Origin of the sequence: Siccirubricoccus deserti (assembly GCF_014283215.1) — a bacterium.
GTDB classification, from domain to species: Bacteria; Pseudomonadota; Alphaproteobacteria; order Acetobacterales; family Acetobacteraceae; genus Siccirubricoccus; species Siccirubricoccus deserti.
In genome coordinates, this window is record NZ_JACOMF010000027.1 from 1 (window position 1) to 25,205 (window position 25,205).

Below are 25,205 nucleotides of genomic sequence, written 5' to 3' on the forward strand. Positions count from 1 at the left end.
AGATCGAACTCGCAAGACATTGAAGACGCGCCGATTCTGGGCTGCGGGAGCCCCGCTCTCCCATGCCGTTCTTCCTGTTAATCCGTTGGTCGTTGGTTCGAATCCAACCGCCGGAGCCATCATCCCCTCCTCAAGAAAATCTGTGGTGTTCTGCCTGGCAGGTGTTCCAGCCCACAATTTTGCCTGTTGCTCTCCATTAAGGGCGAGGCGGTAGGCGCCATCAGGACCGGATCGCGTCAACGGTAGCCTGGCCGGATCCCGGTTCTGGTTTCAGCCGCAGAGTGGCCGGATGCACCGGGCCGGCCGCTGCCGGGTTGCGTCGGCTGCTGCTGGAGGAGAATCGGCGCCGCCACCAGGCCGCCGTCCGCCGGATGTTCGAGGGCCGCCGTCTTCATCTTCACCCTGGGTCTGACCTAGGGGTGGGTCGCTACCAAGGATGGCGCCGCCGTGCCGCTGGCGCCCGGAGTGGCCGGTGCCGGAGTCGCGCCGGCGACCTGGCTCTGGCGGCCCTGCTGGGGTGAGATGGGCCATCGCCCGGCCGCCGTGCATGCGCGGATGGCAAGGGTCCGGGCCGCTGGTATGACCCCGGCCATGCCGCACGCGCGCGGCAAGACACCGGAGGAACCCCATGGCCGATCACGACCCGCTGCTGGTAACCCGCGAAGGCCCGGTGGTGCGCGCCACCATGAACCGGCCGGAGCGCCGCAACGCGCTCAGCACCGCCATGGGTGCGGCCTGGGATGCGCTGCTGGCGGAACTCGCCGCCGATGCTACCGCGCGGGTGCTGGTGATCGGCGGAGCCGGCGGCCATTTCTGCGCCGGCCTCGACCTGACCGAGGTGGCAAGCGACGAGACGCCGGAGCAGAAGCTCGCCCGGCAGACCGTGCGCAACCGCCGCACCGGCCAGCGCTTCGCCGATATCTCGGCGCTGCCGCAGGTGGTTATCGCCGCGGTGGAAGGAAGCTGTCACGCCGGCGGCCTCGGCTTCGCCTGCGCGGCCGATATCGCCGTCGCCACCGCGACCGCGCGCTTCGCCGCGCCCGAGGTGCGGCGCGGCCTGGTGCCGGCGCAGATCCTGCCCTGGCTGGCACGTCGCGCCGGGCGTACCGCGGTGACCCGGCTGGTGCTGGAAGCCGGGGTGATCGATGCGGCAGAGGCGGCGCGGATCGGCCTGATGCATCAGGTGGTGGTGGATGCCACGGCGCTGGAGCGGCAAGTGCAGGCGACCATCGCCGCGGTGCTGGAAGGGGCGCCACGGGCGCTGGCGGAGACCAAGGGGCTGCTGGCCGCGCTCGGCCCGATCGCGCCGGAGGGCTATGCCGAAGCCGGCGCCGCCGCCTTCGCCCGCACCGCCTCCAGCGCCGAGGCGACGGAAGGGATCGCGGCCTTCAAGGCGAAGCGGAAGCCGAACTGGGTGGGGTAATACCCGTCTCATGACGTCCTGACCGACCGCAGGTAGGGGTAGTCGTTCACACCAAACGCCGTGATCAGGCCCGTTGGAAGCGTGACCCGGCAACGGGTTGGGTTGATCGAAGCCGCCAGCCCCAGGTGGCAGGATCCACAACCTGTGGATGCAACGAATGGCAAGATTACTCAGTATTGGAGAGTGCGCGCCATTTCGTTCTCCTCTTCATCGCCGTAACGCAACGCCCAAGCTGCTCCGTCGTTACGCCTTCACCGGGCCGGCCTTCCGGCCCGCGATGGAGGCGCGCGTGAAGACGGGCCTGCCGAATGATGCAGCGTTCATGGAGCGTGCCTTCGTGAACCTGGTCCGCTGGTTGCGCCCGGCACAACGGATGCCTGCCTGGGCACAGTACGCCATCACCATCCTGCTTGTGCTGGCCGCATTGGCGCTGCGGCTCGCCTTGGAGGACATCTACCGATATCCATTCCTGACCTTCTACTGCGCGATTCTCCTGGCGGCCCTGCTGTTCGGATGGGGGGCTGGCTCTGTCGCCACGCTGCTCAGCGGCATTTGCGCATTCTGGTTCTTTGTCGAGCCGCGCGGTGGTGGCGTGTTCCTGCTGGCCGATGGGCTGGTGGCCTTCACCGCCTTCGTCATCCTCTGCATGGTGGCCGCCTTCACAGTGGCGATCGCCCGCGCCACGGTGAATGATCTGGCCGAGGCGAACCAGCGCCTGGCCGCCTCGGATGCGCAGAAGGCCGTCCTGCTCGTTGACATCAACCATCGTCTCAAGAACAGCCTGCACGCGATCGCCGGCATCCTCAGCGCTGAAGGCAGGCGTATGGCTGATGCCCGCGTGCGCCCCTTGCTGGAGGATGCGGCCGGACGACTTCGGGTCCTGGCCCGCGTGCATGAACGGCTGCACCTCGGCCCAAGCACCGATGCCGCCTTGTTGGTCGAAATGCGCGGCTTCCTCAACGCGCTCTGCGCTGATCTGCGGCCGACATTGATAGAGCTGCGTCCCGTGGCGCTCAGGGTATCGGTCGATGACGTCACCCTCGGCGTGACGCAGGCCGTCGCGGTCGGGCTGATCGTCAACGAGCTTGTTACAAATGCGCTGCGCCACGCCTTCCCGGGTGACCGGGCCGGTACCGTCTCGGTCCGGCTGTCCGGTGAGGATGACGGATGGCTTTCGCTGCAGGTGACGGATGACGGGGTCGGCACCAGGGCCGAAGGCGGCGGCACGGGGACACGGCTCATCCGCGCGTTGGCGCAGCAGCTGGGCGGCACGGTCGAGCAGCGGGAACGGCAACCGGGAACCGAAGTGACGGTCCGCTTTCCGGCGGCGGAACTCGGATGAGGCGGCGAAGCCAGCTGGCCCTGGATCGGTCATCCGACCCGGGCGGGCGCTGGTCGTCGTGACACCGCCCCACAGCGGTTGGCGTTCAGGTCTGGACGCAAGCCACTGTAGCCTGTGGTTGCAAAGCGGATTCACGCCCAAGAGCGTTCGCGCCACCCTGCAATCCGCTTTAGCACTACCTGGGCACTGTTGAGTTTGCTTTGCGTTGCCTTTGGGCTTGGCCGAGTTGCCCTGGCACCGGGTCACTTGGCGGCAGGGCACTAATGCCCGCTCACGGCACGGTTCACGACGAGGCGCATCCGGGTCGGCGACGGGGCAGGCTGGGCCAACAACCGCCACTTGCCAAGCGACGAGGTTTGGCTGCTAGGCGAATAGCGCCCGAGTGGGGAGCGCAACTGCGACCTGCCCAACCTGCCGCCGCGGAGCTCGCTGCGGGCTCTGGCCTCGGCCATCAAAAGCCGCTGGGCCTGCGAGCCGGCGCGTCAGCAGCTGAAGCAGGAGCTGGGCCTGAGCCACTTCGACGGGCGGTCCTGGACCGGCCTGCATCGGCATGCGCTGATGACCTGCATCGCCTTCGCGTATCTGCAGCACCTCCGCCTCGCCGGTCAGCGCCCGACGGGGCTGGGGGAAAATGTTGCGCCAAGTTCCAGGACCACCACCATCGCCCAGTCTGCAGTACGCCGTGCCATCATGACGCGCCTGTTCGCCAACCTCGCCAATCGGGTAACCGCACTGCCAGTGCAAACTCAGGCCACCACCTGACTTCAGACCGCCCAGGTCGTGGTAGCACGTATGCTGTTTGGTACCATCGCCCGGGTTGCCGCCTGGATGCGAAATGGGCGGTGACGCTCCACCTCCTGTCCGACCACGGCGCGCTGCCGGCGGATGGCACTCTGGCCGCGCAGAACGCGGGAGCGATGCAAATCCGTTGAGGCTGGTACCCCTTGATGCCTCAACCCTTGAGGTATAAGTATGCGCCCATGCGAGCGCCCCGACAACCAGCATCCCGTGAGCCCCGGACGGTGCCCCCGCCTCCCATCGACTACGCCTCCCGCCACTACTGGGCCGGCACGATCAAGATGGGCCTCAGCAAGTTTTTCATCCTGCGCGTCCTGCATGACGGACCGATGCACGGCTACGACGTCGCTCGGGCCGTTGAGCGGGCGACCGGCGGCTGCTGCTCGCCCACTGAAGGGACGATCTACCCGGTGCTGCGGGAGTTCGAGGCCGGCGGCTTCGTCACCGCCACCGAGGAGGTGGTCCAGGGTCGCCAGCGGCGTGTCTACGCACTGACCGATGCTGGGCGTGCCGCCTTCCGTGTCGCGCTGGAGGCGTGGATGGAAGCGACCACGGCCTTGCAGGACACCGGCCGCGCCTTCGCTGCCGCCGATCGCGCCAAGGCCGAGAAGGGCTGCTGCTGATGCGCGGCCTGCGGATTTATCGGTTCGGCCAAATACATCAATCATCTATGCATCGGAGAGCAATGCCATGAGCATGAACACGCTACCGGTTGCCATCATTGGTGCGGGTCCGATCGGCCTTGCCGCCGCCGCCCAGCTGCTGTCCCGTGGACTGGAGCCGCTGGTGCTCGAAGCCGGGCCCGAAGTGGGACATGCGGTGCGCGCCTGGGGCCATGTCAGAATGTTCTCGCCCTGGCGCTACAACATCGACTCCGCCGCCAGAACCCTGCTGGACGCCGAGGGCTGGGTGGCGCCGGACGCCGATGGCTACCCGACCGGCGCGGAGCTGGTGGCCGATTACCTCGCCCCGCTCGCCGCCAGCGCCGCGCTGCGTGGCCGGATTCGCACGGGTGCCAGAGTTGTCGGTGTCGCCCGCCGCGACCATGGCCGCCTCCATGACGGCCAGGGACGCGACGCCGCATCCTTCGTACTGCACATCGCCTCAGCCGATGGCAGCCAGGCGATCGAAGCCCGGGCCGTGATCGATTGCGCCGGCACCTGGCAGGCGCCGAACCCGGCCGGTGCGCATGGCATGCCGGCCCTTGGCGAGGCCGCCCATGCCGAGCGGATCGCCTATGGCATCCCGGACGTGCTCGGCGCCGCCCGCGCCACCTATGCGGGCGCGACCACGCTGGTGGTCGGCGCCGGTCACTCGGCAATGAACGCCGTGCTCGATCTGGTCGAGCTAGCGAAGTCGGCGCCGGGAGGCCGCATCCTGTGGGCCTTCCGCCGGCCGCTGAGCGCGGTGAGCTTCGGCGGCGGCGCGCGCGATGCCTTGGCGGCGCGCGGCTCGCTCGGTGTCCGCGCGCAGGCGCTCGTCGGGAGTGGCGCGGTGACAGCGCTTGCGCCATTCGTGATCGACCGCATCACGGCCGAAGGCTCGGCGCTGGCCATCTCCGGCCGACAGGGTGAACGCGCGGCCACGGTGCAGGCGGACCGCATCATCGTCGCCGCCGGCTTCCGCCCGGACCTGTCCTATCTGCGCGAGATCCGGCTCACCCTCGACCCAGCGGTGGAGGCAACGCCTGCCCTGGCGCCACTGATCGACCCCAACCTGCATTCCTGCGGAACCGTCAGACCGCATGGTGAGGCGGAACTGCGTCACCCGGAGGCCGGCTTCTGGATCGCCGGCATGAAGAGCTACGGCCGCGCACCGACCTTCCTGATGGCGACCGGGCATGAGCAGGTGCGCAGCATCGCCGCGGCCCTGGCGGGCGATTGGGTGGCAGCGCGCGAGGTGCGGCTCGAACTGCCTGAGACCGGCGTCTGCGCGACGACCTTGGCAAGCGCCGAGGAGGCCTGTTGCACTGCCGAGACGCCGCAAGGCGTCTGTTGCCCACCGAAGCCGGCGCTTGCCGCCTCCGCCCCCTGCTGTGGCCCTGCCACCGCGGCGACGGCACCGCCGGCCAAGGGATGCTGCAATTGAGGCTTGACGCATGACCAGCAGCCCGGCCCCACCAGGCAGCACCCGGGTCGTGCTCGCGCTCGGCGCGGCGCAGACCCTGGCCTGGGCCTCCTCCTAATACGTGCCGGCGGTCCTCGCCGTGCCGATGGCGCGGGACCTCGGCATTCCGACCTCCTGGATGTTCGGCGCCTTCTCGGCCGCGCTGGTGCTGTCGGCGCTGCTCGGGCCGGCGGTTGGTCGCGCCATCGATCGCCGCGGCGGCCGCAGCGTGCTGGTGATCTCCAACCTCGTGCTCGCCGCGGGGCTGGTGCTGCTGGCTGCAGCGCCCGGGCCGGCAGTCATGGTCGCTGGCTGGCTTGTGCTGGGGGTCGGCATGGCCATGGGCCTCTATGATGCGGCCTTCGCCACCCTTGCCGGCCTCTATGGCCGCGCGGCGCGGGGGCCGATCACCGGCATCACGCTGCTCGCGGGCTTTGCCAGCACGGTCGGCTGGCCGCTCTCGGCGCTCATGGAGGATGGCTTCGGCTGGCGTGGCGCCTGCCTGGGCTGGGCGGGGCTGCACCTGCTGCTCGGCCTGCCGCTGAACCGGTTGCTGGTGCCGTCAGCACCGCCGCCCGAGCGTGCCGCCGTGCAAGGCTTGGCCGAGGATCGGCCACCGCCCCGCTTCGCCATGCCGCTGCTGGCCGTCGCCTTCGCTGGTCCATGGTTCGTCACCGGCGCAATGGCGGCGCATCTGCCGCAGCTTCTCCAGGCCGCCGGCGCCACGCCGGCGCTGGCGATCGGGGCCGCGGCGCTGATCGGGCCGGCGCAGGCGGCGGCGCGCCTCGCCGAGTTCGGGCTGGTGCGGCACGTCCATCCGCTGGTCTCGGCGCGTCTTGCCACGCTGGGCCATCCCTTGGGGGTGGCCGCGCTCGCCCTGTTCGGCGGACCTGCGGCGGCGGCCTTCGCCGTTCTGCACGGCATGGGCACTGGTGTGCTCACCATCGCCAAGGGCACGCTGCCGCTGGCGGTTTTCGGGCCGGGCGGCTATGGCGCGCGGCAGGGCTTGCTCGGCGCGCCGGCGCGCCTGCTGCAGGCCGCCTCGCCCTTCCTGTTCGGCCTGATGCTGGAAAGCACGGGGGTGCGGGCAGCCCTCATGCTGACCACGGCCTGCTCTCTGCTGGCCCTCCTCGCCCTGCTGCTGTTGCGCCCGGCCGCCCGCTCAAGCTTGCCGGCCAAGGCGGCGTAGGATTGTCAGGCCGGTCAGCGTGACCGCCGCCCGGTGGCCGGGCTGGAGGGGCGCGTCGTGCAGGTTTCCTTCGGCACCACTGCCATCGCCCTCGCCGCGGCATCGAACATCTTCGAGATGGCCATCGCGGTGGCTATTGCCGCCTTCGGCCTGGCCTCCCCGGCTACTTTCGCCACGGTGATCAGGTCCTTGTGCTGAGCTCGCTGGCCGGCGTCGTGCTTCGGCTGGAGCGCCGCTGGTTCCCTGGCTCCGCTCCCGCCGCGACCGTGCAGGCGTGAGCGACCGCGTGGGCTGATCCCGGGACGTCATCGAAGTATCACAACCACGCCCTGACAATTCGATTAAACTAAAATCATGGAAACCGACCAAGCAGCTTTCGCCTTCGCTGCCCTCGGTCAGGGCACCCGGCTCGACCTGTTGCGCATCCTGCTGGATGCCGGGCCGAGCGGCCTGGCCGCCGGCGAGGTTGCCGGCCGGTTGGGCGTGCCGCCCTCCACCTTGTCCTTCCATCTGCGGGCGCTGGACCAGGCTGGGTTGATCGCGGCGACCCGGCAGGGCCGCAGCCTGATCTACGCGGTGCAGTTCGCGCGCCTGCGCGCCCTGCTGGCCTTCCTCGCCGAGGCCTGCTGCGGCGGCGAACCGGAGCGCTGCGGCGACCTGGGGCGGATGCTCGACACCTTCACACGGGAGAACACCACCATGCAGCAGCCGGCCTTCAGCGTGCTGTTCCTCTGTACGCACAATTCGGCGCGCTCCATCATGGCCGAAGCGATCATGACGAAGCTTGCACCAGGGCGCTTCGCGGCCTTCTCCGCCGGTTCCGACCCTTCGCCGGCAGGACCGCTGCCCGAGGTGATGTCGCTGCTGAAGACGCTGGGCCACGACGTGTCCGGACTGCGGTCGAAGTCCTGGAACGAGTACACCGGCCCGGCGGCGCCGAAGATGGATTTCGTCCTGACGCTCTGCGACACGCTGCACGGCCAGATCTGCCCCGATTTCGGCACGACGGTGATCACCGGCGCCTGGCCGCTGCCGGACCCGGCGAAGTTCAGTGGCAGCCTGGCAGAGCGCGGAACGCTGTTGAACGAGGTCTATGCCGGCCTGCGCCGCCGGCTGGAAGCATTCACCAGCCTGCCCTTCGCCTCGCTGGACCGCATGGCGCTGAAGGCGCGCGTCGACGAACTCGCCGACCCGCATGCGGTGCTGCGGGCATGAGGGTCGGCATCTCCGGCATGGGCCGCATCGGGCGGCTGGCGCTGCGCGCGGCGATGGGTGCCGCCGAGCGCCAGGCTGAGGATCCGCGCGCCGGCAACCGGCTACAGGTCGTGCACCTGAACGAAATCAAGGGCGGTGCCCCCGCCATCGCGCATTTGCTGGAGTTCGACAGCGTGCAGGGCCGCTGGCGCGCGCCGATCGCGGCGGAGGGCAACGACGCCATCCGCATCGGCGACCACCGCATGACCTATTCGGAGCATGACAAGCCTGGCGACATCCCCTGGGGCGAGCTGGGCGTCGATGTGGTGCTGGAATGCACCGGCAAGTTCCTGACGCCGGAGGTGCTTGCCGGCCATCTGGGACGCGGCGCCAAGCGGGTCATCGTCGCCGCACCCGTGAAGTTCGACGGCGTGCTCAACGTCGTGGTCGGCGTGAACGAGAGGCTCTACGACCCGGAGCGGCACCGCATCGTGACCGCCGCCTCCTGCACGACCAACTGTCTCGCCCCGGTGGTGAAGGTGGTGCACGAGGCTATCGGCATCCGTCACGGCCAGATCACCACCATCCATGATCCGACGAACACCAACGTGGTGGTCGACGCCCCGCACAAGGACCTGCGCCGCGCCCGCTCCGCCATGCTGTCTCTGCAGCCGACCACGACCGGCAGCGCCACCGCCATCGCCGTGATTTATCCCGAGTTGAAGGGCAAGCTGAACGGCCATGCGGTGCGCGCCCCGGTGCTGAACGCCTCGCTCACCGACTGCGTGTTCGAGATGCGGCGGGAAACCTCGGCCGAGGAAGTCAACGCATTGTTCGCCGCCGCCGCCGCCGGACCGCTCGCCGGCATCCTGGGCTATGAGACCCGGCCGCTGGTCTCAGCCGATTACGCCCGCGACACCCGAAGCGCGGTCGTGGACGCGCTCTCCACCATGGTCACCGACGGCACGCTGCTGAAGGTCTATGCCTGGTACGACAACGAGATGGGCTATGCCTGCCGCATTCTCGACCTGGCCTGTCACATGGCGGAGGTCGGGATCTGAGATGAGCAGCGCCGCGACCGCCTCCGGCTCAGCGTCCGGGACGCGCAACTACGCCATCGTCACCGCTGCCTACTGGGGCTTCACGCTGACGGACGGCGCGCTGCGGATGCTGGTGCTGCTGCACTTCTACCGCCTTGGCTACAGCCCCTTCACGCTGGCGCTGCTGTTCCTGCTGTATGAGGCGGCGGGGATCGGCGCCAACCTGATCGGCGGCTGGCTCGCCACGCGCTTCGGCATCGCGCGGATGCTCGCGGTGGGGCTCACCACGCAGGTCTTCGGCTTCCTCGTGCTCTCCGCCGTCTCGCCCGACTGGAGCGCGGCGCTCTCCGTTGCTTGGGTGGTGACGGCGCAGGGCATCTGCGGCGTCGCCAAGGACCTGACCAAGACGGCGAGCAAATCCGCGATCAAGCTGACGGCGGGCAATGCCTCTGGTCGGCTGTTCCGCTGGGTCGCCTTCTTCACCGGCAGCAAGAATGCGATGAAGGGCTTCGGCTTCTTCCTCGGAGGCCTGCTGCTGGAAGCGCTTGGTTTCAGGGGTGCGCTCTGGGCGATGGCGGCGGTACTTGCTGCGATCCTGTTCGCGGTCATGCTGTCGCTGCCACCCCTGATGGGACGGGCCAAGGCCTCGAAGACCGCCAGGGAATTCTTCGTCAGGAACCGCGGCGTGAACCTCCTGGCTGCGGCGCGGGTGTTCCTGTTCGGCGCGCGCGACGTGTGGTTCGTGGTGGGGCTGCCGGTCTTCCTTTACGCCTCAGGCTGGACGTTCACGATGGTTGGCGGCTTCCTGGCGATCTGGACCATCGGCTACGGTGCGGTCCAGGCGGCGGCACCGGCCTTCGTGCGCAAGAGCGCCGACGGGCTCTCGGCAGAAGTGCCGGCGGCGTGCGCCTGGTCGCTCGGTCTGGCGATCGTGCCGGCGCTGCTGGCGATGCTGATCGTGGCGGGCGCACCACGGCCCGACATCATCGTCCCGATTGGGCTGTGCCTGTTCGGCGTGGCCTTCGCGATGAATTCCTCGGTCCATTCCTATCTGGTGCTGGCCTATGCCGGCAGCGAGAAGGCGGCCGAGGATGTGGGCTTCTACTATGCCGCCAATGCGGCCGGCCGCTTCGGGGGGACCCTTTTGTCCGGCTTACTCTACGCCTGGGGGGGGCTCGGCGCATGCCTGATCGGCTCGGCGGCGATGCTGACCGCGTGCTGGGCATTGACCCTGGCCCTGCCCTTAGGACAACCCAGCTCCACCTCAGCCACGGCGAGCTCGCCAAGACGGGGCGAATGACCGGCCGCTCCGTGTCGGTCGGCGTGACAGGCGAAGAATCGTAGAACACCTCGTCACACGGGATAGGTCTGGGTGCCGGGTGGTATGGTCGCGGGAATGCGGTCGTGCCGTTCCCGTTTGCGGTCCCTCCAGCCTAGGCACGGCCTCCGCGTGCGGCACGGTCAGCAGGCCAATGGCCGGCGCGGGCGCCACTGTGCCGGTTGGCATCCTATGCGGTTACAAGCGCGGTTACGGGTGCGGCGGCCTTTCAGCGCTCTCGCCGGCCCGCTGCGCCGGAACCCTCCGGCATGGCTGGCGTTCCGCTGCCGGACCGAAGGAGGATAGCATGGCCGAGGAGAAGAAGGGCACTGGGGAGCCCGGCTGGAAGCCGGAGGAGAAGTCGCCAGGCGCCTCCGGTGAGGCCGGTTCGGCCAAGGCGGCGGGCGAGGCAGCGCCGAAAGGCCGGCCGAATGATATGCGGGAGCAGACCGAAACCGCGGCCGCCCGGACCGAGCAGGATTCGAAGCGCCAGGGCGGATAGCCGAAAGGCCGGGCAAAGAAGGCGGGGCGCAGCACGGCCCTGGACTGCGATCGCCGGGAGAGCCGTTAGCGTTCCGCCTGGCCCCTTATCGCCCCTCCACCACCGACCGCATCGCCGCTGCCGTTGCCCGGTCCCGCGGATCCTCGCTCGCGGCCAGCCCGGCCACCGCGCCGGCGCGGTCCGGCTCGGCCCGGTTCTGGCTCAGCTTCCGCTTGCCCGTCAGCCGCTCGATCCGCAGCACCAGCCCGACAATGCCCTTCAGCTGACTGGCGATGAAATCCGCCGGCGCGTCGGTCACCGCCCACGGCCTGGGCTGCACGGCTTCCTTCTCCGCCGTCAGCGCACTGACGATGGCGTGCAGCCGGGCAGCCTCCTCGATGATCTCGACCGGCCCTTCGGCATGCACCGCCTCGTAGTTCCAGGTGGGCACCACCCGGTGGTGCTCCGCCTTGGAAGGATACCAATTGGGTGAGACATAGGCCTCCGCCCCACGGAACACCGCAATGGCGCGCCCGGCTTCGCGCAGCGCCTGCCAATGCGGGTTGGCGCGCGCCATATGGCCGATCAGGACACCGGCCTCGGCATCCAGCGTCAGCGGCAGATGGGTGACGTCTGGCACACCACCGCTGCCATTCGACAGCAGCAGGGCGAGGCGCGCTTGCCGGATCAGCGCATGCAGGATCTCGGGCCGGTCTTCCCGGAAGGCAGGCGGGTTGTACATGGCGCCAACCTGCCGGAAGCGCCCCATCCCTTGCAATATCCCGGAACGCTGGACAGCCCCGCGCTGGGCTCAGCCACGCTTGAAGCAAGTGGGGATTGATGGCCGGGGCGGGGCCAGGACTATCGAAAAATCAGCGCCTTGCCGCAGTCCAGGACACCAGCGCGTCACATCAGATATCAATGGGCTCAGGATGGAGTGCCCCATTCGGCCACTCGGGATGCACTGACCGTGAGGCAAACATAGCTGCGCTTACCCCTCCCTAAGCCGCACTGCTCCGCGCGGGAAAGAATAGGCTGCGCGCCCTGGCAGGGCGACGCGGTCCGCAAGCAACAGACGATACTTAGGGGCGGTTGATCAAGCCGTGGAGCGCGCCGTCACCTACCGCGCATCCGTGAGGTCACCGGCCGGATAGACCATGCTGCCATCGGCAGGGGGTGCCGTCTCTATGGCTCCCGACTGGTCGAGGCATGGTGCCGGTCCGGCTGGATGCTACCGCTGGTGCCGGTCGAGCTGCACCGGCTGCTTCCCGAACCCTGGCCCTCCAAGCGCGCCGCCGGGAGGACATTCCCGCCGCCGGCACGGCCAACATTGCGTTGGTGAGGGCAGGGATGCGCCCATGAGATATGCCCCTCTTCGGGCGCCATCCACCATTGAATGCCAAGGGTGCGGTTGGGAAGGCATGTCGTTTCCGTACCAGGTCGCCAGCCTTTCGGGATCCGCTTAGCTGGCTCCTCGCTTCGTCTCGATTTCATCGAGCACCGCTTCCGGGGCAACATCCTTCTTGATCTCGCCGATCTCGGGGTCGGCGTTTGCCTTGACCCCGGCTTGCTCGGCAAGGGCGGTGACAAGCGCCACCAGCCTCGTCAGCTCGTGCTCCGTGAGGAGGCTGATGTGCAGGTCAAGGTCGGCCCGCTTGTCTGCCGCTGCCGCCATTCGGTTCTGGCTGATCAGCACGAAGGTAGAAAGGAAGATTGCCTCCACCGATGCCGCCATTGCCAGCACGACGAAGGTTGGATCAAAGCGGGGCAGGCCGGGCACGAGGCCTAGGTTGACCAGGATCCAGCTGCCATAGAGTGCGAGATGCAGGTACACGAACCGCATGCTTCCGGTGAAGCGGGTAATTGCTTCGGCAATCCGCGCTTCCGTTGACGCCGTGGCAGCCTCATGCCTGCGGCGGTCCTCCAAGGCCTGGATGTTGCGCCTCAGGGCGCTGTTCAGGTCATCCGGTTGCGGCGGCGGTAGGGTCGGCGTCGCATTTTCCATGGAGAGCAATCCTCGGGGCACGATCCGCCGGCGGGAGGCGAGGGTTACCCTGGTGTGCTGCTTCGTCCGGCGGGTGGATAATGGGTCGCGGTAGCTTTGGTTCCTGGCAGGCGGAGTACCGCGGCCCTTCGCGTCGGAGATGTGGCAGCCGATGCGGAGGGCCATCCGGTGGCGCCGTACAAGCGGTGCTGCCGAGGGGGGCGTACCCTCCCCCTCGCGGCTGAACGTGGCTGACGTTCGATCCTGCCGGCTCCGCCGGACCGCGTGTTGTTAGGCGAAGGCGAAGTCCTGCGCGCTGAAGTCGGCGATCGCCACCTTGTAGATCACCACCATATCCTCGCCGCCGAGATTGATGGCGGTGGTACCGTCAATCTCGAACATCGCCGCCTGCACCATGGCGAAGCTCGAGAAGCCGAGACCTGACAGTAGGATCAGATCCTCGCCCGGGTTGAAGTCACAGATAGTGTCGACGGCGGCAACGGGACGGAAGACGAAGGTATCCGCTCCGACATCGCCGAACAACACGTCCCAATCGCCGGCGCCGTCCAGCGTGTCGTTGCCCGCGCCGCCGAACAGCCAGTTGTCGCCACTGTTGCCTTCGATGTAGTTGTCGAGATCGTTGCCGGAGCCCCAGCTGTCGGCGTTGCCAAGCAGCCGCAGACCCTCGATTCCGGCATAGAGATAGTAGGCGTTCTCGAAGCCGGGACCGACCAGGGTGTTGACCAGATCGTCGCCGCCGTCCAGCGCTTCGAAGATGAGATCCTCCATGCCGTCGACGAAATAGCGGTCGTCGCCACTCCCGCCCGCCAGCGTGTCGATGCCGGTGCCGGCGTAGAGAAAGTCATCGCCGTCCTGGCCGAATAGCGTATCGTTGCCGACGCCACCGATCAGCGTATCCGCGCCGTCGCCACCGATCAGCAGATTGTCGCCGTCATTGCCGGTGATGGTGTTGTCGAGATCATTGCCGTAGCCGAAGGCGTCGCCTGCCTCCGGTGCCAGGATCAAGGCCTCGATCTCCGGGTACAGATAGAAGCCGGCTTTGGAGATAACCGTGTCGTAGCCGCCGCCAGGCGCCTCGTACACCAGGTCCAGCAGGCTTTCGACCTTGTAGAGGTCGTTCCCGGCCCCACCCTGCATCCAACTGGCGCCGCCGCCGCTCACCAGTATGTCGTCGTGGTCGCCGCCGACCAGCGTCTCGTCGGCAGCGCCGCCGACGATCAGCTGTGGGTTGTCCGGATCCTCTTGAACGGCGTCCGGTGCCCGGCGCTCATAGGCGAGGAACGCATCTGCCTGCAGGTGCTGGGTATCGGTGTTGCGCAGGATGATGTCGCTGAGCTTGGTGCCCTCGATCATCGCCAGCGTTGTGGGGTCGAAACCCTGATTCTGGTACCAGAAGCGGTCGCCGTCGCGCAGCGCGATGAACTGGTCGGCGACGATACGGGCGAAGGTCTCGCCGATAAGGGCCTCGCCGCGCGCCTCCTCGGCCAGGCCGCCAGTCCGGAGGTCGATCTGGTCGACCAACGCATAGGTGGCGCGCAGCGCCGTGACGGTGGCTGCATCCGAGGTGATCTGGCCGAAATCGGTATAGGCCTCAAGGCCGAGCGACACCCGGGTCTGGTTCAGCGTGCCGAGGCCGAGATCGCGGCCGCGCTGGATGTTGATGGCCGCGAGATCCTGGCCGACCGGCGGGTCGAACGGGAAATTGCGCAGGTCCTCGACAATACGAACATCCATCGCCTGCGATACGTCGGCACCGAGGTGGCGCAGGAAACCGTCCGCCCCACCATGTGCGGCGAAGGATTCGGGGGTCAGGAAGAAGGTGTCACGCAGGGTCAGCTCCGGCCCGGTGACCCTGCCCTGTTCGTCCTTCCGCTCGGTCACCGCCGGGACGGTGGAATGACCCCAGCGATAGGCCACGCTGGTGAACTCGGTGCTCAGCCGGGCATCGATGCTGGAATCATAGCCGGTGTAGTTGGTGATCGCGTCCGCCCCCAGCAGACGCGGCAGGAATTCGCTGTAGGTGATGTGGGCGATCTCGGCAGTGACGATGGCGCGGGCCATCTCATACAGCTCGTCGCCGGTCAGCGACGGGTCGGTCGCGGCCAGCCGCCCCACCTGCCAATTATGCTCGCGGACGAAGATGGTCTGCAGCGCGGTGAGGGAGGGTTTCTCCATCACCCGCACGTCGCCGGCCATGAAGCCGCCGCCGACGATCGGCAGGTTGTCGCCCTCGGAGGTCGCCATGCGCCCGTCGGCCAGGCGCAGCGCCGTGGCGGTGACGGGGTCCGAGCCATAAATCATTGAGCCGTCGAGCCAGCCGGTGACAGCGTTCACCGTGGCCGCCGGAGTGTCGGTGCCGGCGCCGCTGCCTTCTGCGTGCCTGGCGCGGTTCATGGCGATGGAGGCGCCATCACCGAAGATCGGGTCACCCTCCGGGTTGGTGATGTTGAAGGCGGAGGAGCGGTCGGTGGCGGCGCGGGTGAGGTCGTGGTCGATGAACTGACCCCAGGCATACATCATGCCCGAAAGGCTCTGTTCGTTCGCCACGGCGGCGTCGCCCTCGCCGACGACCTGGTTGCTGATGATGCGCGCATTGGGGCCTTCGACCGGCACCGAGAGTCCATCGGCGTAATTCGCCGGGCCGATGCGGGAGTGGACGGTGCTCGCGGCGTTCTCGCCTGGGGCGTCCAGGTCGTTGTCCAATCCATCGATGGTTCTGAAGAGCATCCTGGCATCCTTGTTGCGGCAAGCTATCAAGAAGCCTGTTAGCGGACGCTCTTCGTCTACAAAATCAGCAAATATTATAAATATATATAACGAAGCGGTGATTTTAAAAAAATATTGATCCAGATAATGAATATATATTCATTGCCTTCAATGCCGCATAATTTGTGATGGCGAAATCTGGTCAAATTTCGATCGGAAATATCAACCTATGAGTGCCGACCGGACTTCGGAGCGAAACTCGCGCCGGTACAATTCCCAGACCACGAGCAGGGTGGCTGCGATAAGGGCGAGCGGATGCAGGATCCAGGCGAGTGCGGCCAAGCCGAAGTAGTAGGCACGCAGCCCTGTGTTGAAATGCCGCGCCGCGCGGTTGGCGACCTTCGCTGCCATCTCCGCCTGGAATTCGCGGGAAGCATCGGCCGGGTCATGCGCGACGCCGCCCATGACGATGGAGCAGTAGTTGAACTGGCGGAGTGCCCAGGTCAGCTCGAAGAAGGCGCGGACGAAGATCAGCAGCAGCAGGGCGATCTTCATCTCCCAGGCGGCTGGGTCGGGCGTGGTGGCGAAGGGCAGGGCACTGAAGACCAAGGCGCCCAACTCCGGGCTGCCCATCATCGCCACCAGACCGCCGAGGATGAAAATGGCAGTGTTGGCGAGGAAGGAGGTGCTGTTCATCAGATTGCCGATGATCTGGGTGTCCATGATGCGGTTGTCCCGCTTCATCATGGTGTGCATCCAGCGGCGACGATGCGCATCCATGGCGGCGATGACGCTGCGGCGGTGCAGCACCGGCAGCTTATCGACCACCAGCGTGTAGCCGACCCAGGAAGCGGCGAAGACGGCCAGGGCCAGCCAGTCAAGGGAGGTGAGGGAGCGCATTGCGACAGGTTAGAGCGGATCGCGGCGAGGCGTGAGCGCTCCGGCGCGTGAACCTCTCTGCAAGCGACAGGCTAAGGCGGGCCGGCGTGCGGACGAACGCCAGGCCCGCAGGAGAGGAGTGTCACCCAGACCATCGGTGGCCTGCGGAAATAGCTGCTCCAGACCGGGACGCTTCCAGAGCACGGGTTTGAGACTGATCCGGTACGGTCGACCTGAACCTGCTCCGGAGCGGGATCGCGCCACGACGCAGCCGGCCAACTCCGGCCTTCACGGGAGGCGCGCTTGCCACCTCCGGCGGATGGGTCCGGTGTGATGGGCTTCAGCCGTTCCGGCTTCACCGTGAAAGGCGCCGCTCAGGGCAACGGCAGCCCCAGGCGCATCAGCTCGCGCAGCCGGTCCAACTGCGGCTCCGTCATGCCTACCATGCCGGCGTTGAAGATGCGCGGGTCCGGGGTGAACAGCATATAGGCCATGGCCTCATTGGCCATCAGCTCGGCGTTCGTCGTATCATAGCCCTCGCGGGCGAACAGCGTGGTAAAGGCCACCCGGTCGGCGTCCGAGAAACGGTCGTGCCAGACCATGTGCACATGGGCGGCGAAGCCGGGCAGGGTGAAGTAATGCCCATGCGCCACTTCATGCCGCAGGATGACCGCCCGCATGGTCGCATCCATCTGCGGCCCGGCATTGGCGACGGAGACCAGCGCCACTGCCCCGCCTGGTTTGGATTGCGCCAGGGCGTCGCGCAGCCGGTCACGGACCCAGAGCTCCGCCTCGTTCAGCGGCACCCCGTCGCGCAGGGCGAAGCTGAAGAAGCGGCCGAGATCGCTGGCGCGGTAGTCATGGCCGAAGAACCAGGTGGCAGGGGTATCGCCGGAGGCGGCGATCGCCGCCGCCAGTTCGGCATCGGTCAATAGCCGGTCGCGCGGCAGCCCGCGCTTCTCGATCAGCGCCGCTACGCGGTTGAGCGCGGCGCCCTGCTGATCGAGGTCGGTGAAGAGCAGGACGAAGATGGCAGGGTTGGACTGCAGCCGCAGCATGATCGGCTGCTCCGGCTGCAGGGCGAGGATGCCGGCCTCATCCAGCATCGGCGCGACCTTGTACGGCAGCGCTGCCACTGGCGCCGTCGGCAGTTCCGGCACCACGGGCTGCACGTCCTGCGGCCGCTTGGGCGCTGGCGAGACGAGGAGGAGCCAAGCGGCGATGCAAGACAGCGCCAGCACCGCCGCGCAGACGGCGAGGCCGGTCCTCGGCAGGCCCTGCCCGGCGGTTGAGATCGCCTTCGCCCCGGCCGGGGTAGCGGGCGCGGCGGCCTGTGCCGCCGGCGTCAGCCGGACGGTGGCGTCCTGATCTTCCGACATCGGCGCTGTCAGTTGCCGATGTTCACCACCTGGACGCGACGGTTGCGCGGGTCGGCCACCTGCGGCGGGGTCTGCACCAGCAACTGGCTGGAGCCGAAGCCGATGGCGACCAGCCGGCCGGCATCGACATTATAGACCCGCGACAGATGCTGGCGCACCGCAGCCGCACGGCGCTCGGACAGCGCTTGGTTCACCGCGGCATCGCCAACGGTGTCGGTATGGCCCTCGATACGGAAGCGATAGGGGGCAAGTTCGGGCGAGGCCAGGGCGCGGCCGAGCGGTGCCAGCGCACGCTCCGCCTCTGGCGTCAGCGCGGATGAGCCGCTGGCGAAGGTGACGGTAATGGAGACGGAAGGTGCATCCGTGGTTGTCTCTCGCGGCTGCGCGGGCGGTGCGGCCGTGGTCCGGGCTGCGGCCTGCGGCGCCGGCACGGCCGCGGCGGGGCGCCAGACCGGCGCCGGCGCGGCCGGGGTGGAGGGTGTCGCTGCCTCGCCTTGGACTCGGATCCCCCGGCTGCTGGAAGCGGCACTCGGACGGAGACGGTCGATCAGCGACTGTGCCGCCAGATCGCTCTGCGCCGCTGCCGGGCCTGGCGCGGTGGTAGCCGCGACCAAGGCAACCGCGCCAAGAAACATCGTCAGGCGCACCATCAAGGGTCTCCTCAGGAACGGGATCAGCATATCAGGGAGAAAGGGTCCTGAAACCAGGGCGCGATCAACCACCAATATTGACAATCTGCACGCGCCGGTTGCGGGCCTCCGCGACCTCGTCCCCGGTCGCGACCAGAGGCTGCGCCTCACCGAGCCCGACCGGCTCCAGCCGCGCCGCCGCCACGCCGAAGCGGGTGACCAGGAAGTCCCGCACCGTCAGGGCGCGTCGCTCGGACAGGGTGCGATTGACCTCAGCATCGCCCATCGTATCGGTATGGCCTTCGATTCGAAATCGGAATTGCTGCAGATCGTTCGAGGTCAGGGCGCGGCCCAGCGTCTCCAGCGTCCGCTCAGCGGCCGGAGTGAGATTGGCCGAGCCGGTGGCGAATTGCACCCGCAGCGATGCCGCAGGCAGCTCGGTCGGCGCGGTGCGGGATGCGGCGACGGCCGGGTTGGCTGCCGGTGGCGGCGCCTCGCTCGGGAGGCGAATTCCGCGGGTGCCCTGGCCGGGCCGCAGCTGGTCGATCAGCTGATTCACGCTTGGGTCGCTGCCGCGCTGCGCAGCGGCCGGCGGGGTGAGCAGTAGCGGCGAAACAGCCAGGGCAAGGCCGCAGAGACGAAGAAAGGCGCGGGACGCTGGCGACATGGCGAGACCTCCGAGGCTGGGTGCAATCTAGCTGAGCCTGCTCGTTACGTATATGGCGTGCTTGGCTACACAACTCTCGGTAGCGGGATAAAGCTGAGGAAGCGTCTCAAAACGGCTGGCCCGGACATATGCTCACGGGGTTTTGAGTGAGGAAACCCGGATCATCCATGCGCCGGGTGCCTTGGCTTCAGAATGCCGAATGCAGCCGCAGCCCGAAGACCGGCACCGGCCCGCGGTCGGCGTTGTAAGCCGGGTTCACCACCAGCTGGAGATTGGCGGCGGCATTCAGTCCGGGGCCGAGCCGGACGTCGTAATAGGCCTCCATGGCCGCCTCCGGGGCATAGGACAGGCGGCCGTCGCCGGTGATGAAGCCGATGCCGCCAGCCTCCAGGTAGCGCCGCCGTCCGGCCGAGATCCAGGCGAGGTTGAAGCCAACGCCTACCGTATCGCCGGGGCGGTCCCAGCGCTTGCCGTCGAAGGCGAGCCCGGCGGAGACGGCGCGGTCCATTTCGGTGAACATCCAATTCTGCGTCCGCCCGTCGTTCCAGGACAACCGGGCGAAGACGCCGACACCATCGGCCACTTCCTGCTCGAGGTTCGCCGCCAGCATGTGCTTGTTCCGGTAGCCTTGCGGGTTGATGGCGAAGGGGGCGGTGCCGTCGGGCGGCAATTCCTCCCACCGCGACTGCCGGGTGCGGGACAGGCCGTAGAGGCCGCGCAGCGCCCCCGGCCGGCCACCCAGGCTCCAGAACCTGTCGAGTTGGATGATTGCCTGGAAGCCGCGGGTCACCGCAGGGTCGAGGAACAGCCCATTGGCCTGCCGCGCCACCCGGAAGGCGCCGAGCCGGATGCCCCAGCGCCCATCCTCCCATTCGACGGCGGCGCCCTCGGTCCAGCCGCGGCCGTCGGCGGCGAAGTCGAAGGCGCCGGCGCCGACCAGCCCCCAACTCAGGAATTGGGTGCGGGCGTCATGGGCGTAGAGGTTGTCGTCGAAGATATCCCAGACCGAGAATTTGCCGAGGGTGATGGTCAGCCGCTCGCGCGGCCGGGTGGTGCCGAAGCGCAGCGGGTCGGCATCCTCGATGCTGTCGGCGGAGAGCGCGATGGTCTGGCGGAAGAAGGCGCGCGGGACGAAGAAACTGGGCTCGGTGCTGCCCAGCCGGAACGCCTCGTTGTTCGGGTAGCTTGCCACGCCGGTGGAATTGGAGAGGCCGAAGCCGCGGGTAACCGAGGCGTCGACCACCACCTCCGCCCCTGGCCAGAGCTGGCGGCCGAGGATCAGGTCGGTCGAGAGCGTGTTTCGCGCATTCGCCTTCGGCGCCAGGCTGCCCTCGCCGCGATAGGGCGAGCGGAAGCCGGGGTGGCCCTGCAGCACGAAGGTGGCTTGGCCGCGCAGCATCCAGCCCTGCTCCTCCAGCCGGTCCTGCAAGGCGGCGAGGCCAGGGAACAGCGCATCCTCGGGCGGGCCGACATTGGCGACGGCGGCGCTGCCATAGCCCTGTGCCGTGGCCGGGCCGGCGACCGGGGGCAGCATCGCGAGGGAGGCGAGGCCGGCCGCCAGAAGCGTCTTCCGCATATGCCCTCGCCCGCTGTTCGCGCCCTGCCGCTAATCGAAGCGCCGGGCCTCCGCAACCCTGCCAGGGACACCGGCGGAGGGTGACGCGAAAGCTTCACCCGCGGTTGCCCAGCGCAGGACAATTGACCGCCGGACCTGCCTCCCGGATGCTGCCGCGAAACCCGGGAGGTTCCTTGCCATGACCGAGCGCAGCTTCACCCGTGCCGATCTGGAACTGCTGCGGCGTTGGGATACGCCGACCATCTGCAACGCGATGGAACTGGTGATGCCGGCCCGGCGCGGCCGCGGCTTCACCCTGCAGCCCTTTGTCGCTGCCGACCCCTCCCTGCCGCCGATCTGCGGCCTGGCCCGCACCGGGCAGATCCGCGCCGCGGCGCCCTCCGGCCGGTCGCGGGAAGAGGACAAGGCGGCGCGCGTCGGCTGGTACGAATATGTCGCCGACGCCGATCTGCCGACCATTGCGGTGATCGAGGATCTGGACGAAACGCCGGGCTTCGGCGCCTTCTGGGGCGAGGTGAACAGCAATGTCCACAAGGGCCTTGGCTGCCTCGGCTGCGTCACCAGCGGGTCGTTCCGCGACATCGACATGCTGGCGCCGGGCTTCCAGATCATCGGCGGCATGATCAACCCGAGCCATGCGCATGTTCACATGGTGGATTTCGGCCGCGACGTGATCGTCCATGGCATGCCGGTGATGCATGACGACGTGATCCATGCCGACCGGCATGGCGCGGTGGTGATCCCGGCCGAGGCGGTGCGCCAGCTGCCCGCCGCCATCGACCTCTGCACCCGGCGCGAGGCGGTGATCCTGGAGATGGCGAAGCGCGATGATTTCGACATCGGCAAGCTGAAGGATGCGCTGTCGCGCTCCGACGAGATCCACTGAGGGGCGCCGGTCGTCCAATCCCGGCAGCACATCTGGCTTCGGCCGGCGTTTCGGGCGATGAGGGGCGGGACTGCTGCCGGAGACCGACTGCGCATGCCCGACGATGCCTTGGCCACCCCGCCGGGCGGCCCGCCCCTGGCGGTGGTCCGTCCCGATTGGGTCGACAACAACGGCCACATGAACATGGCCTTCTACCTGGCGGTCTTCGACATGGCGACCGACCAGCTCTGGCCGAAGCTCGGGCTTGGCGCGCCGTTCCGGGTCCAGGGCCTCGGCACCTTCGCCGCCGAAACCTGGGTGAACTACGTGCGCGAGCTGCATGAGGGTATGCCGCTGTCCTGCACCAACGAGGTGCTGGCCTATGATGCCAAGCGGCTGCTGGCGGTGCACCGGATGTACCATGCGACCGAGGGCTGGCTCGCGGCGGAGAACGAGGTGCTCTACCTCTGCATCGACCTCGGGGTGCGGCGGGTGACCAGCTGGCCGGCGGAGGTGCTGGCGCGCTTTGCCGAGGTCTGCACCGGGCGGCCGGCACGACGGCTGGCGCTGAAGCGGCGGGACTGACGGACGACCTTCGGTGGCCTCCTTCCTCCACTCAAGCCAATATCAGACATTGCACGCTGAAGCAGAATGTTTGTAGCGCGGGCCGGTCTTGGATCTACCGCCTGATTTTGGTGCGTGCTGAAGAGGCTTGTCCCGACGCGTACTACTCGGTTGTCGCGAGCATTCTGCGACGCCATCGCCCGTGGCGCATCGCCTCTGGCTGCAGGCGAAGATCAGCGAGATCAAGTATCTGCCGACCGGGCTCCTCCCGGGTGCGATCGCACTGAGCCGCGAGGTGGCGCTGTCGGCACGCGCGGGCGCTGCCCTCAGCCCGCTGATGACCGATGCGGGTCACGTCAAGGCAATGAACGATCGCTACGGCTATGCCGGCGGCGATATCGTACGAAAGCGGGTCGCCGAGACCATCCTGGATGCCTGCCGGGTAGGCGATTTCGTCTTCCGCTAGGGCGGGGGAGTTCCTGGTGGAGACCGGTCCCGCTAGGACGCTGGAGGCCGCCGAGCGCATCCGCCGGCAGATGGTGGCCAGGCCACTCCGGCCGGCGGATGGGAAGAAGCCGCGGGTCACCCTGTTGGTCGGCGTGGCGACCTTTCACGGTCACCCCGATTATACGGACCTGGCCAATGCCGCCGGCCGGCGCTCTACCGGGCCAAGCGGAAGGGAGGAACCGCAGCATGATGTCCGGCGGAACGGCGTCTGAGTTCGGCAGGGCCGGTCATCGGCCCACCGGATGGATGCCGGCGCGGCGGGCGCGCCGTGGGATCAGACCGCGCCGATCCGCGCCCTGAGCATCGCCACATCCTCCGGCCGTGGGCGGGCGGTGCCGGGCTGCATCACCGCCGCAGCGCCGGTCGCCATGCCCCAGGCGAAGGCTTCCTTCGGGCTCTCGCCTCGCGCCAGCGCCAGCACCATCCCGGCCACCAGGCTGTCGCCGGCGCCGACGGCGCCCACCACCGGCACATCCAGCGCCGGCAGCCGGGTGACCGCCTCCGGCGTCGCCAGCAAGGCGCCCTGCTGGCCGAGCGAGACCACCACCATGCCAGCGGCGCCGCTGCGCACCATCGCCAGCGCCGCCTCGTTCAGCGCCCGCGGCGTGCCGAGTGGCCGGCCGACCAGCGCCTCGAACTCGCCGCGGCTCGGCTTGATCAGCGCCAGCCCATGGCCGAGCGCCGCCTTCAGCGGCGCCCCTGAGGTATCCAGCACGAAATGCCTTCCCTGCCGCCGTGCCAGCTCGGCTGCATGGACGTAGAACTCGGCCGGCACGCCGAGCGGCAGGCTGCCGCTGCCGACCACCCAGTCGCCGGGCTCGGCTTCCATCGCCGCCAGCACAGCGCGCCATTCCGCCTCTGTCAGCTCCGGGCCCTCGGGGACAAAGCGGAACTCGCGGCGGGTCGAGAGGTCGTTCACCGTATGCGCCATGCGGGTCCAGCCGGCGATCCCGACGGTGCGGTGAGGCACCGCCTGCGCCTCCAGCATCTGTTCCAGCAGCGCCCCGGGCAGGCCGCCGGCGGCGATGATCGCCAGCGTCTCCCCGCCCAGCGTCTGCACCACACGGGAGACGTTGATGCCGCCGCCACCGGGGTCGAAGCGCTCGTTGCGGGTGCGGACCTTGCGCAGCGCGACGATGGCATCGGCGTCGCTGGCGATGTCGAGGCTCGGGTTCAGCGTCAGGGTGACGATGCGGCTGGACGCGGGCTGACTGGACAGTGGGCGGCTCCGGCGCTGGGGGCGGCCTGCTGCGCCGCAGCGCCCAAGATTAGCCGAGGCGGCGGGTGGATGGAACCGCGATCGCCGGCTGCCTACCGCCCGACCCAATCCGCTGGGATCTCTATTTCCCGGATCACCCGCGCCCAGCGTGGCAGGTCACGCGCCAGCACCATGGCGAACTCCCTGGCGTTGCCGCCCACCGGCGCCATGCCCTGGCTGGCGCAGCACCAAGGCTGTCGCCGGCTGCGCCAGCCAGCCCGCCACCAGCCAGCATGCGCCAAGTGCCAGCGCGGTGATATCCCGCCGTCCTGGCATCGCCTTCTCCCCGCTCTGTATCCTGCCGCGTGGCGCACGGAAGGAACCTGAAATCCCGCATGCACCGGCCGCCGGGAAGCGGCTATCCTGTCGCCAAGCACAAGGGGAGGCGGGCATGTGCCAGGCTGCGACCATCGAATTGGTGCCGACCGGCGCCGCCCTGGGGGCCGAGCTGCGCGGCCTCGACCTGCGCAGGGTCGATGACACCAGCTTCGCGGCGATCCACCAGGCTTGGCTGGACCACGGCGTGCTGCTGTTCCGCGAGCAGTCGCTGAGCCCGGATGAGCTCATCGGCTTCAGCCGCCGCTTCGGGGCGCTGGACCACGCACCGGTGCAGGAGCATGGCCGGAGCATCCATGCCGGCCGGCCGGAGCTCTACGTCGTCTCCAACGTGCTGGACGAGAAGGGCCGGCCGATCGGCAGCCTCGGGAATGGCGAGGCGGTCTGGCACACCGACATGTCCTATCTGCCGCGGCCGCCCAAGGCCTCAATGCTCTATGCGCTGGAGATCCCGCCGGCCGGCGGCGACACCCATTTCGCCAGCATGTATGCGGCCTATCAGCGGCTGCCGCCGGCGTTGCGGGATCGGGCGCGCGGGCTGCGGGTCAAGCATGACGGCACCTACAACAGCGGCGGCTTTCTCCGCGCCGGGGTGACGCCGACCGACGACCCGCGCCTCGCCCCCGGCCATCTGCACCCGCTGGTCTGCCGCCATCCGGAGACCGGGCGGGAGATGCTCTACCTTGGCCGCCGCCGCATGGCCTATATCGACGGGCTGGCGCTGGCCGAGAGCGAGGCGCTGCTGGACGCGCTTTGGGCGCATGCCACCAGCCCGGCGATCTGCTGGGCACACCGCTGGCGCGTCGGTGACCTGGTACTGTGGGACAACCGCTGCACCATGCACCGGCGCGACCCCTTCGACGCCACGACCCGGCGCATCATGCACCGCACCCAGGTGCAGGGGGAGGCGCCGCCGGCGTTCTGACCGGCGGCGCGGATGAAC

Annotated in this window: 23 protein-coding genes and 1 pseudogene; 15 read left to right on the forward strand and 9 right to left on the reverse strand. The window is 68.4% G+C overall.

The features are described from left to right. The first annotated feature begins 628 nt into the window (after window positions 1–628). The 11 genes and pseudogenes from H7965_RS18615 to H7965_RS18665 all read left to right on the forward strand — a co-directional run bounded on the left by H7965_RS18615 (window position 629) and on the right by H7965_RS18665 (window position 10,912). Window positions 629–1,423: an enoyl-CoA hydratase/isomerase family protein gene (locus tag H7965_RS18615; RefSeq protein ID WP_186772091.1), complete on the forward strand. Its 795-nt coding sequence runs from the start codon at window positions 629–631 to the stop codon at window positions 1,421–1,423. Between the two features lie 148 nt (window positions 1,424–1,571). Beyond that, window positions 1,572–2,765, forward strand: coding sequence for a sensor histidine kinase (locus tag H7965_RS18620; RefSeq protein WP_186772092.1), 1,194 nt, complete (start codon window positions 1,572–1,574; stop codon window positions 2,763–2,765). A 217-nt stretch (window positions 2,766–2,982) separates the two neighbouring features. After that, a pseudogene (locus tag H7965_RS31085) lies at window positions 2,983–3,527 on the forward strand (IS701 family transposase); the annotation flags it as partial. A gap of 260 nt (window positions 3,528–3,787) precedes the next feature. After that, window positions 3,788–4,186, forward strand: coding sequence for a PadR family transcriptional regulator (locus H7965_RS18630; protein WP_229682700.1), 399 nt, complete (start codon window positions 3,788–3,790; stop codon window positions 4,184–4,186). A 67-nt stretch (window positions 4,187–4,253) separates the two neighbouring features. Next, complete coding sequence (locus tag H7965_RS18635) at window positions 4,254–5,651, forward strand: NAD(P)-binding domain-containing protein (RefSeq protein WP_186772094.1); 1,398 nt, start codon at window positions 4,254–4,256, stop codon at window positions 5,649–5,651. Window positions 5,652–5,775: 124 nt separating this feature from the next. Further along, a complete protein-coding gene (locus H7965_RS18640; RefSeq protein ID WP_229682702.1) occupies window positions 5,776–6,858 on the forward strand; it encodes an MFS transporter in 1,083 nt (360 codons plus the stop codon). Between the two features lie 33 nt (window positions 6,859–6,891). Next, a complete protein-coding gene (locus H7965_RS18645) occupies window positions 6,892–7,056 on the forward strand; it encodes a hypothetical protein (RefSeq protein ID WP_186772095.1) in 165 nt (54 codons plus the stop codon). A gap of 156 nt (window positions 7,057–7,212) precedes the next feature. After that, window positions 7,213–8,073: a metalloregulator ArsR/SmtB family transcription factor gene (locus H7965_RS18650; protein WP_186772096.1), complete on the forward strand. Its 861-nt coding sequence runs from the start codon at window positions 7,213–7,215 to the stop codon at window positions 8,071–8,073. Then, the gene (locus H7965_RS18655) at window positions 8,070–9,113 is read left to right on the forward strand and encodes an ArsJ-associated glyceraldehyde-3-phosphate dehydrogenase (RefSeq protein WP_186772097.1); all 1,044 of its coding nucleotides are present in this window, start codon (window positions 8,070–8,072) and stop codon (window positions 9,111–9,113) included. Before H7965_RS18650 ends, H7965_RS18655 begins: the two co-directional genes overlap by 4 nt. Before the next feature lies 1 nt (window position 9,114). Further along, window positions 9,115–10,392 carry an organoarsenical effux MFS transporter ArsJ gene (gene arsJ / locus H7965_RS18660; protein WP_186772098.1) on the forward strand — a complete coding sequence of 426 codons (1,278 nt, stop codon included), beginning with the start codon at window positions 9,115–9,117 and terminating at the stop codon, window positions 10,390–10,392. Between the two features lie 325 nt (window positions 10,393–10,717). Next, window positions 10,718–10,912, forward strand: coding sequence for a hypothetical protein (locus H7965_RS18665; RefSeq protein ID WP_186772099.1), 195 nt, complete (start codon window positions 10,718–10,720; stop codon window positions 10,910–10,912). 85 nt (window positions 10,913–10,997) lie between these two features. On the opposite strand, the gene H7965_RS18670 is transcribed toward H7965_RS18665, so the two are convergent. The 8 genes from H7965_RS18670 to H7965_RS18705 all read right to left on the reverse strand — a co-directional run bounded on the left by H7965_RS18670 (window position 10,998) and on the right by H7965_RS18705 (window position 20,732). Continuing rightward, window positions 10,998–11,660 (reverse strand): FMN-binding negative transcriptional regulator, encoded by a 663-nt coding sequence (locus H7965_RS18670; protein ID WP_261394294.1) that lies wholly within the window; start codon window positions 11,658–11,660, stop codon window positions 10,998–11,000. A gap of 693 nt (window positions 11,661–12,353) precedes the next feature. After that, window positions 12,354–12,896, reverse strand: coding sequence for a DUF1003 domain-containing protein (locus H7965_RS18675; protein ID WP_186772100.1), 543 nt, complete (start codon window positions 12,894–12,896; stop codon window positions 12,354–12,356). Window positions 12,897–13,166: 270 nt separating this feature from the next. Further along, window positions 13,167–15,623 (reverse strand): peroxidase family protein, encoded by a 2,457-nt coding sequence (locus H7965_RS18680; protein WP_186772101.1) that lies wholly within the window; start codon window positions 15,621–15,623, stop codon window positions 13,167–13,169. A gap of 201 nt (window positions 15,624–15,824) precedes the next feature. Further along, the gene (locus H7965_RS18685) at window positions 15,825–16,502 is read right to left on the reverse strand and encodes a DUF599 domain-containing protein (RefSeq protein WP_186772102.1); all 678 of its coding nucleotides are present in this window, start codon (window positions 16,500–16,502) and stop codon (window positions 15,825–15,827) included. A gap of 353 nt (window positions 16,503–16,855) precedes the next feature. Beyond that, on the reverse strand, window positions 16,856–17,860 hold the full coding sequence (locus H7965_RS18690) for a hypothetical protein (RefSeq protein WP_186772103.1): 1,005 nt from the start codon (window positions 17,858–17,860) through the stop codon (window positions 16,856–16,858). 8 nt (window positions 17,861–17,868) lie between these two features. After that, window positions 17,869–18,510 carry an OmpA family protein gene (locus H7965_RS18695; RefSeq protein ID WP_186772104.1) on the reverse strand — a complete coding sequence of 214 codons (642 nt, stop codon included), beginning with the start codon at window positions 18,508–18,510 and terminating at the stop codon, window positions 17,869–17,871. A 64-nt stretch (window positions 18,511–18,574) separates the two neighbouring features. Next, a complete protein-coding gene (locus tag H7965_RS18700) occupies window positions 18,575–19,156 on the reverse strand; it encodes an OmpA family protein (RefSeq protein ID WP_186772105.1) in 582 nt (193 codons plus the stop codon). A 187-nt stretch (window positions 19,157–19,343) separates the two neighbouring features. Next, window positions 19,344–20,732: a carbohydrate porin gene (locus H7965_RS18705; protein WP_186772106.1), complete on the reverse strand. Its 1,389-nt coding sequence runs from the start codon at window positions 20,730–20,732 to the stop codon at window positions 19,344–19,346. A gap of 178 nt (window positions 20,733–20,910) precedes the next feature. On the opposite strand from H7965_RS18705, the gene H7965_RS18710 reads away from it, so the two are divergent. The 3 genes from H7965_RS18710 (at window position 20,911) to H7965_RS18720 (ending at window position 22,627) form a co-directional block, all read left to right on the forward strand. Next, window positions 20,911–21,618 (forward strand): RraA family protein, encoded by a 708-nt coding sequence (locus H7965_RS18710; protein ID WP_186772107.1) that lies wholly within the window; start codon window positions 20,911–20,913, stop codon window positions 21,616–21,618. A 93-nt stretch (window positions 21,619–21,711) separates the two neighbouring features. Next, window positions 21,712–22,182 carry a thioesterase family protein gene (locus H7965_RS18715; protein WP_186772108.1) on the forward strand — a complete coding sequence of 157 codons (471 nt, stop codon included), beginning with the start codon at window positions 21,712–21,714 and terminating at the stop codon, window positions 22,180–22,182. Between the two features lie 181 nt (window positions 22,183–22,363). After that, window positions 22,364–22,627, forward strand: a complete 264-nt coding sequence (locus H7965_RS18720) for a diguanylate cyclase domain-containing protein (RefSeq protein WP_186772109.1) — start codon at window positions 22,364–22,366, stop codon at window positions 22,625–22,627. 315 nt (window positions 22,628–22,942) lie between these two features. Here H7965_RS18720 and H7965_RS18725 read toward each other — a convergent pair whose 3' ends face one another. Continuing rightward, window positions 22,943–23,995, reverse strand: a complete 1,053-nt coding sequence (locus H7965_RS18725) for a 1-phosphofructokinase family hexose kinase (RefSeq protein WP_229682699.1) — start codon at window positions 23,993–23,995, stop codon at window positions 22,943–22,945. A gap of 322 nt (window positions 23,996–24,317) precedes the next feature. On the opposite strand from H7965_RS18725, the gene H7965_RS18730 reads away from it, so the two are divergent. Continuing rightward, on the forward strand, window positions 24,318–25,187 hold the full coding sequence (locus H7965_RS18730; protein WP_186772110.1) for a TauD/TfdA dioxygenase family protein: 870 nt from the start codon (window positions 24,318–24,320) through the stop codon (window positions 25,185–25,187). Window positions 25,188–25,205: the final 18 nt, after the last annotated feature.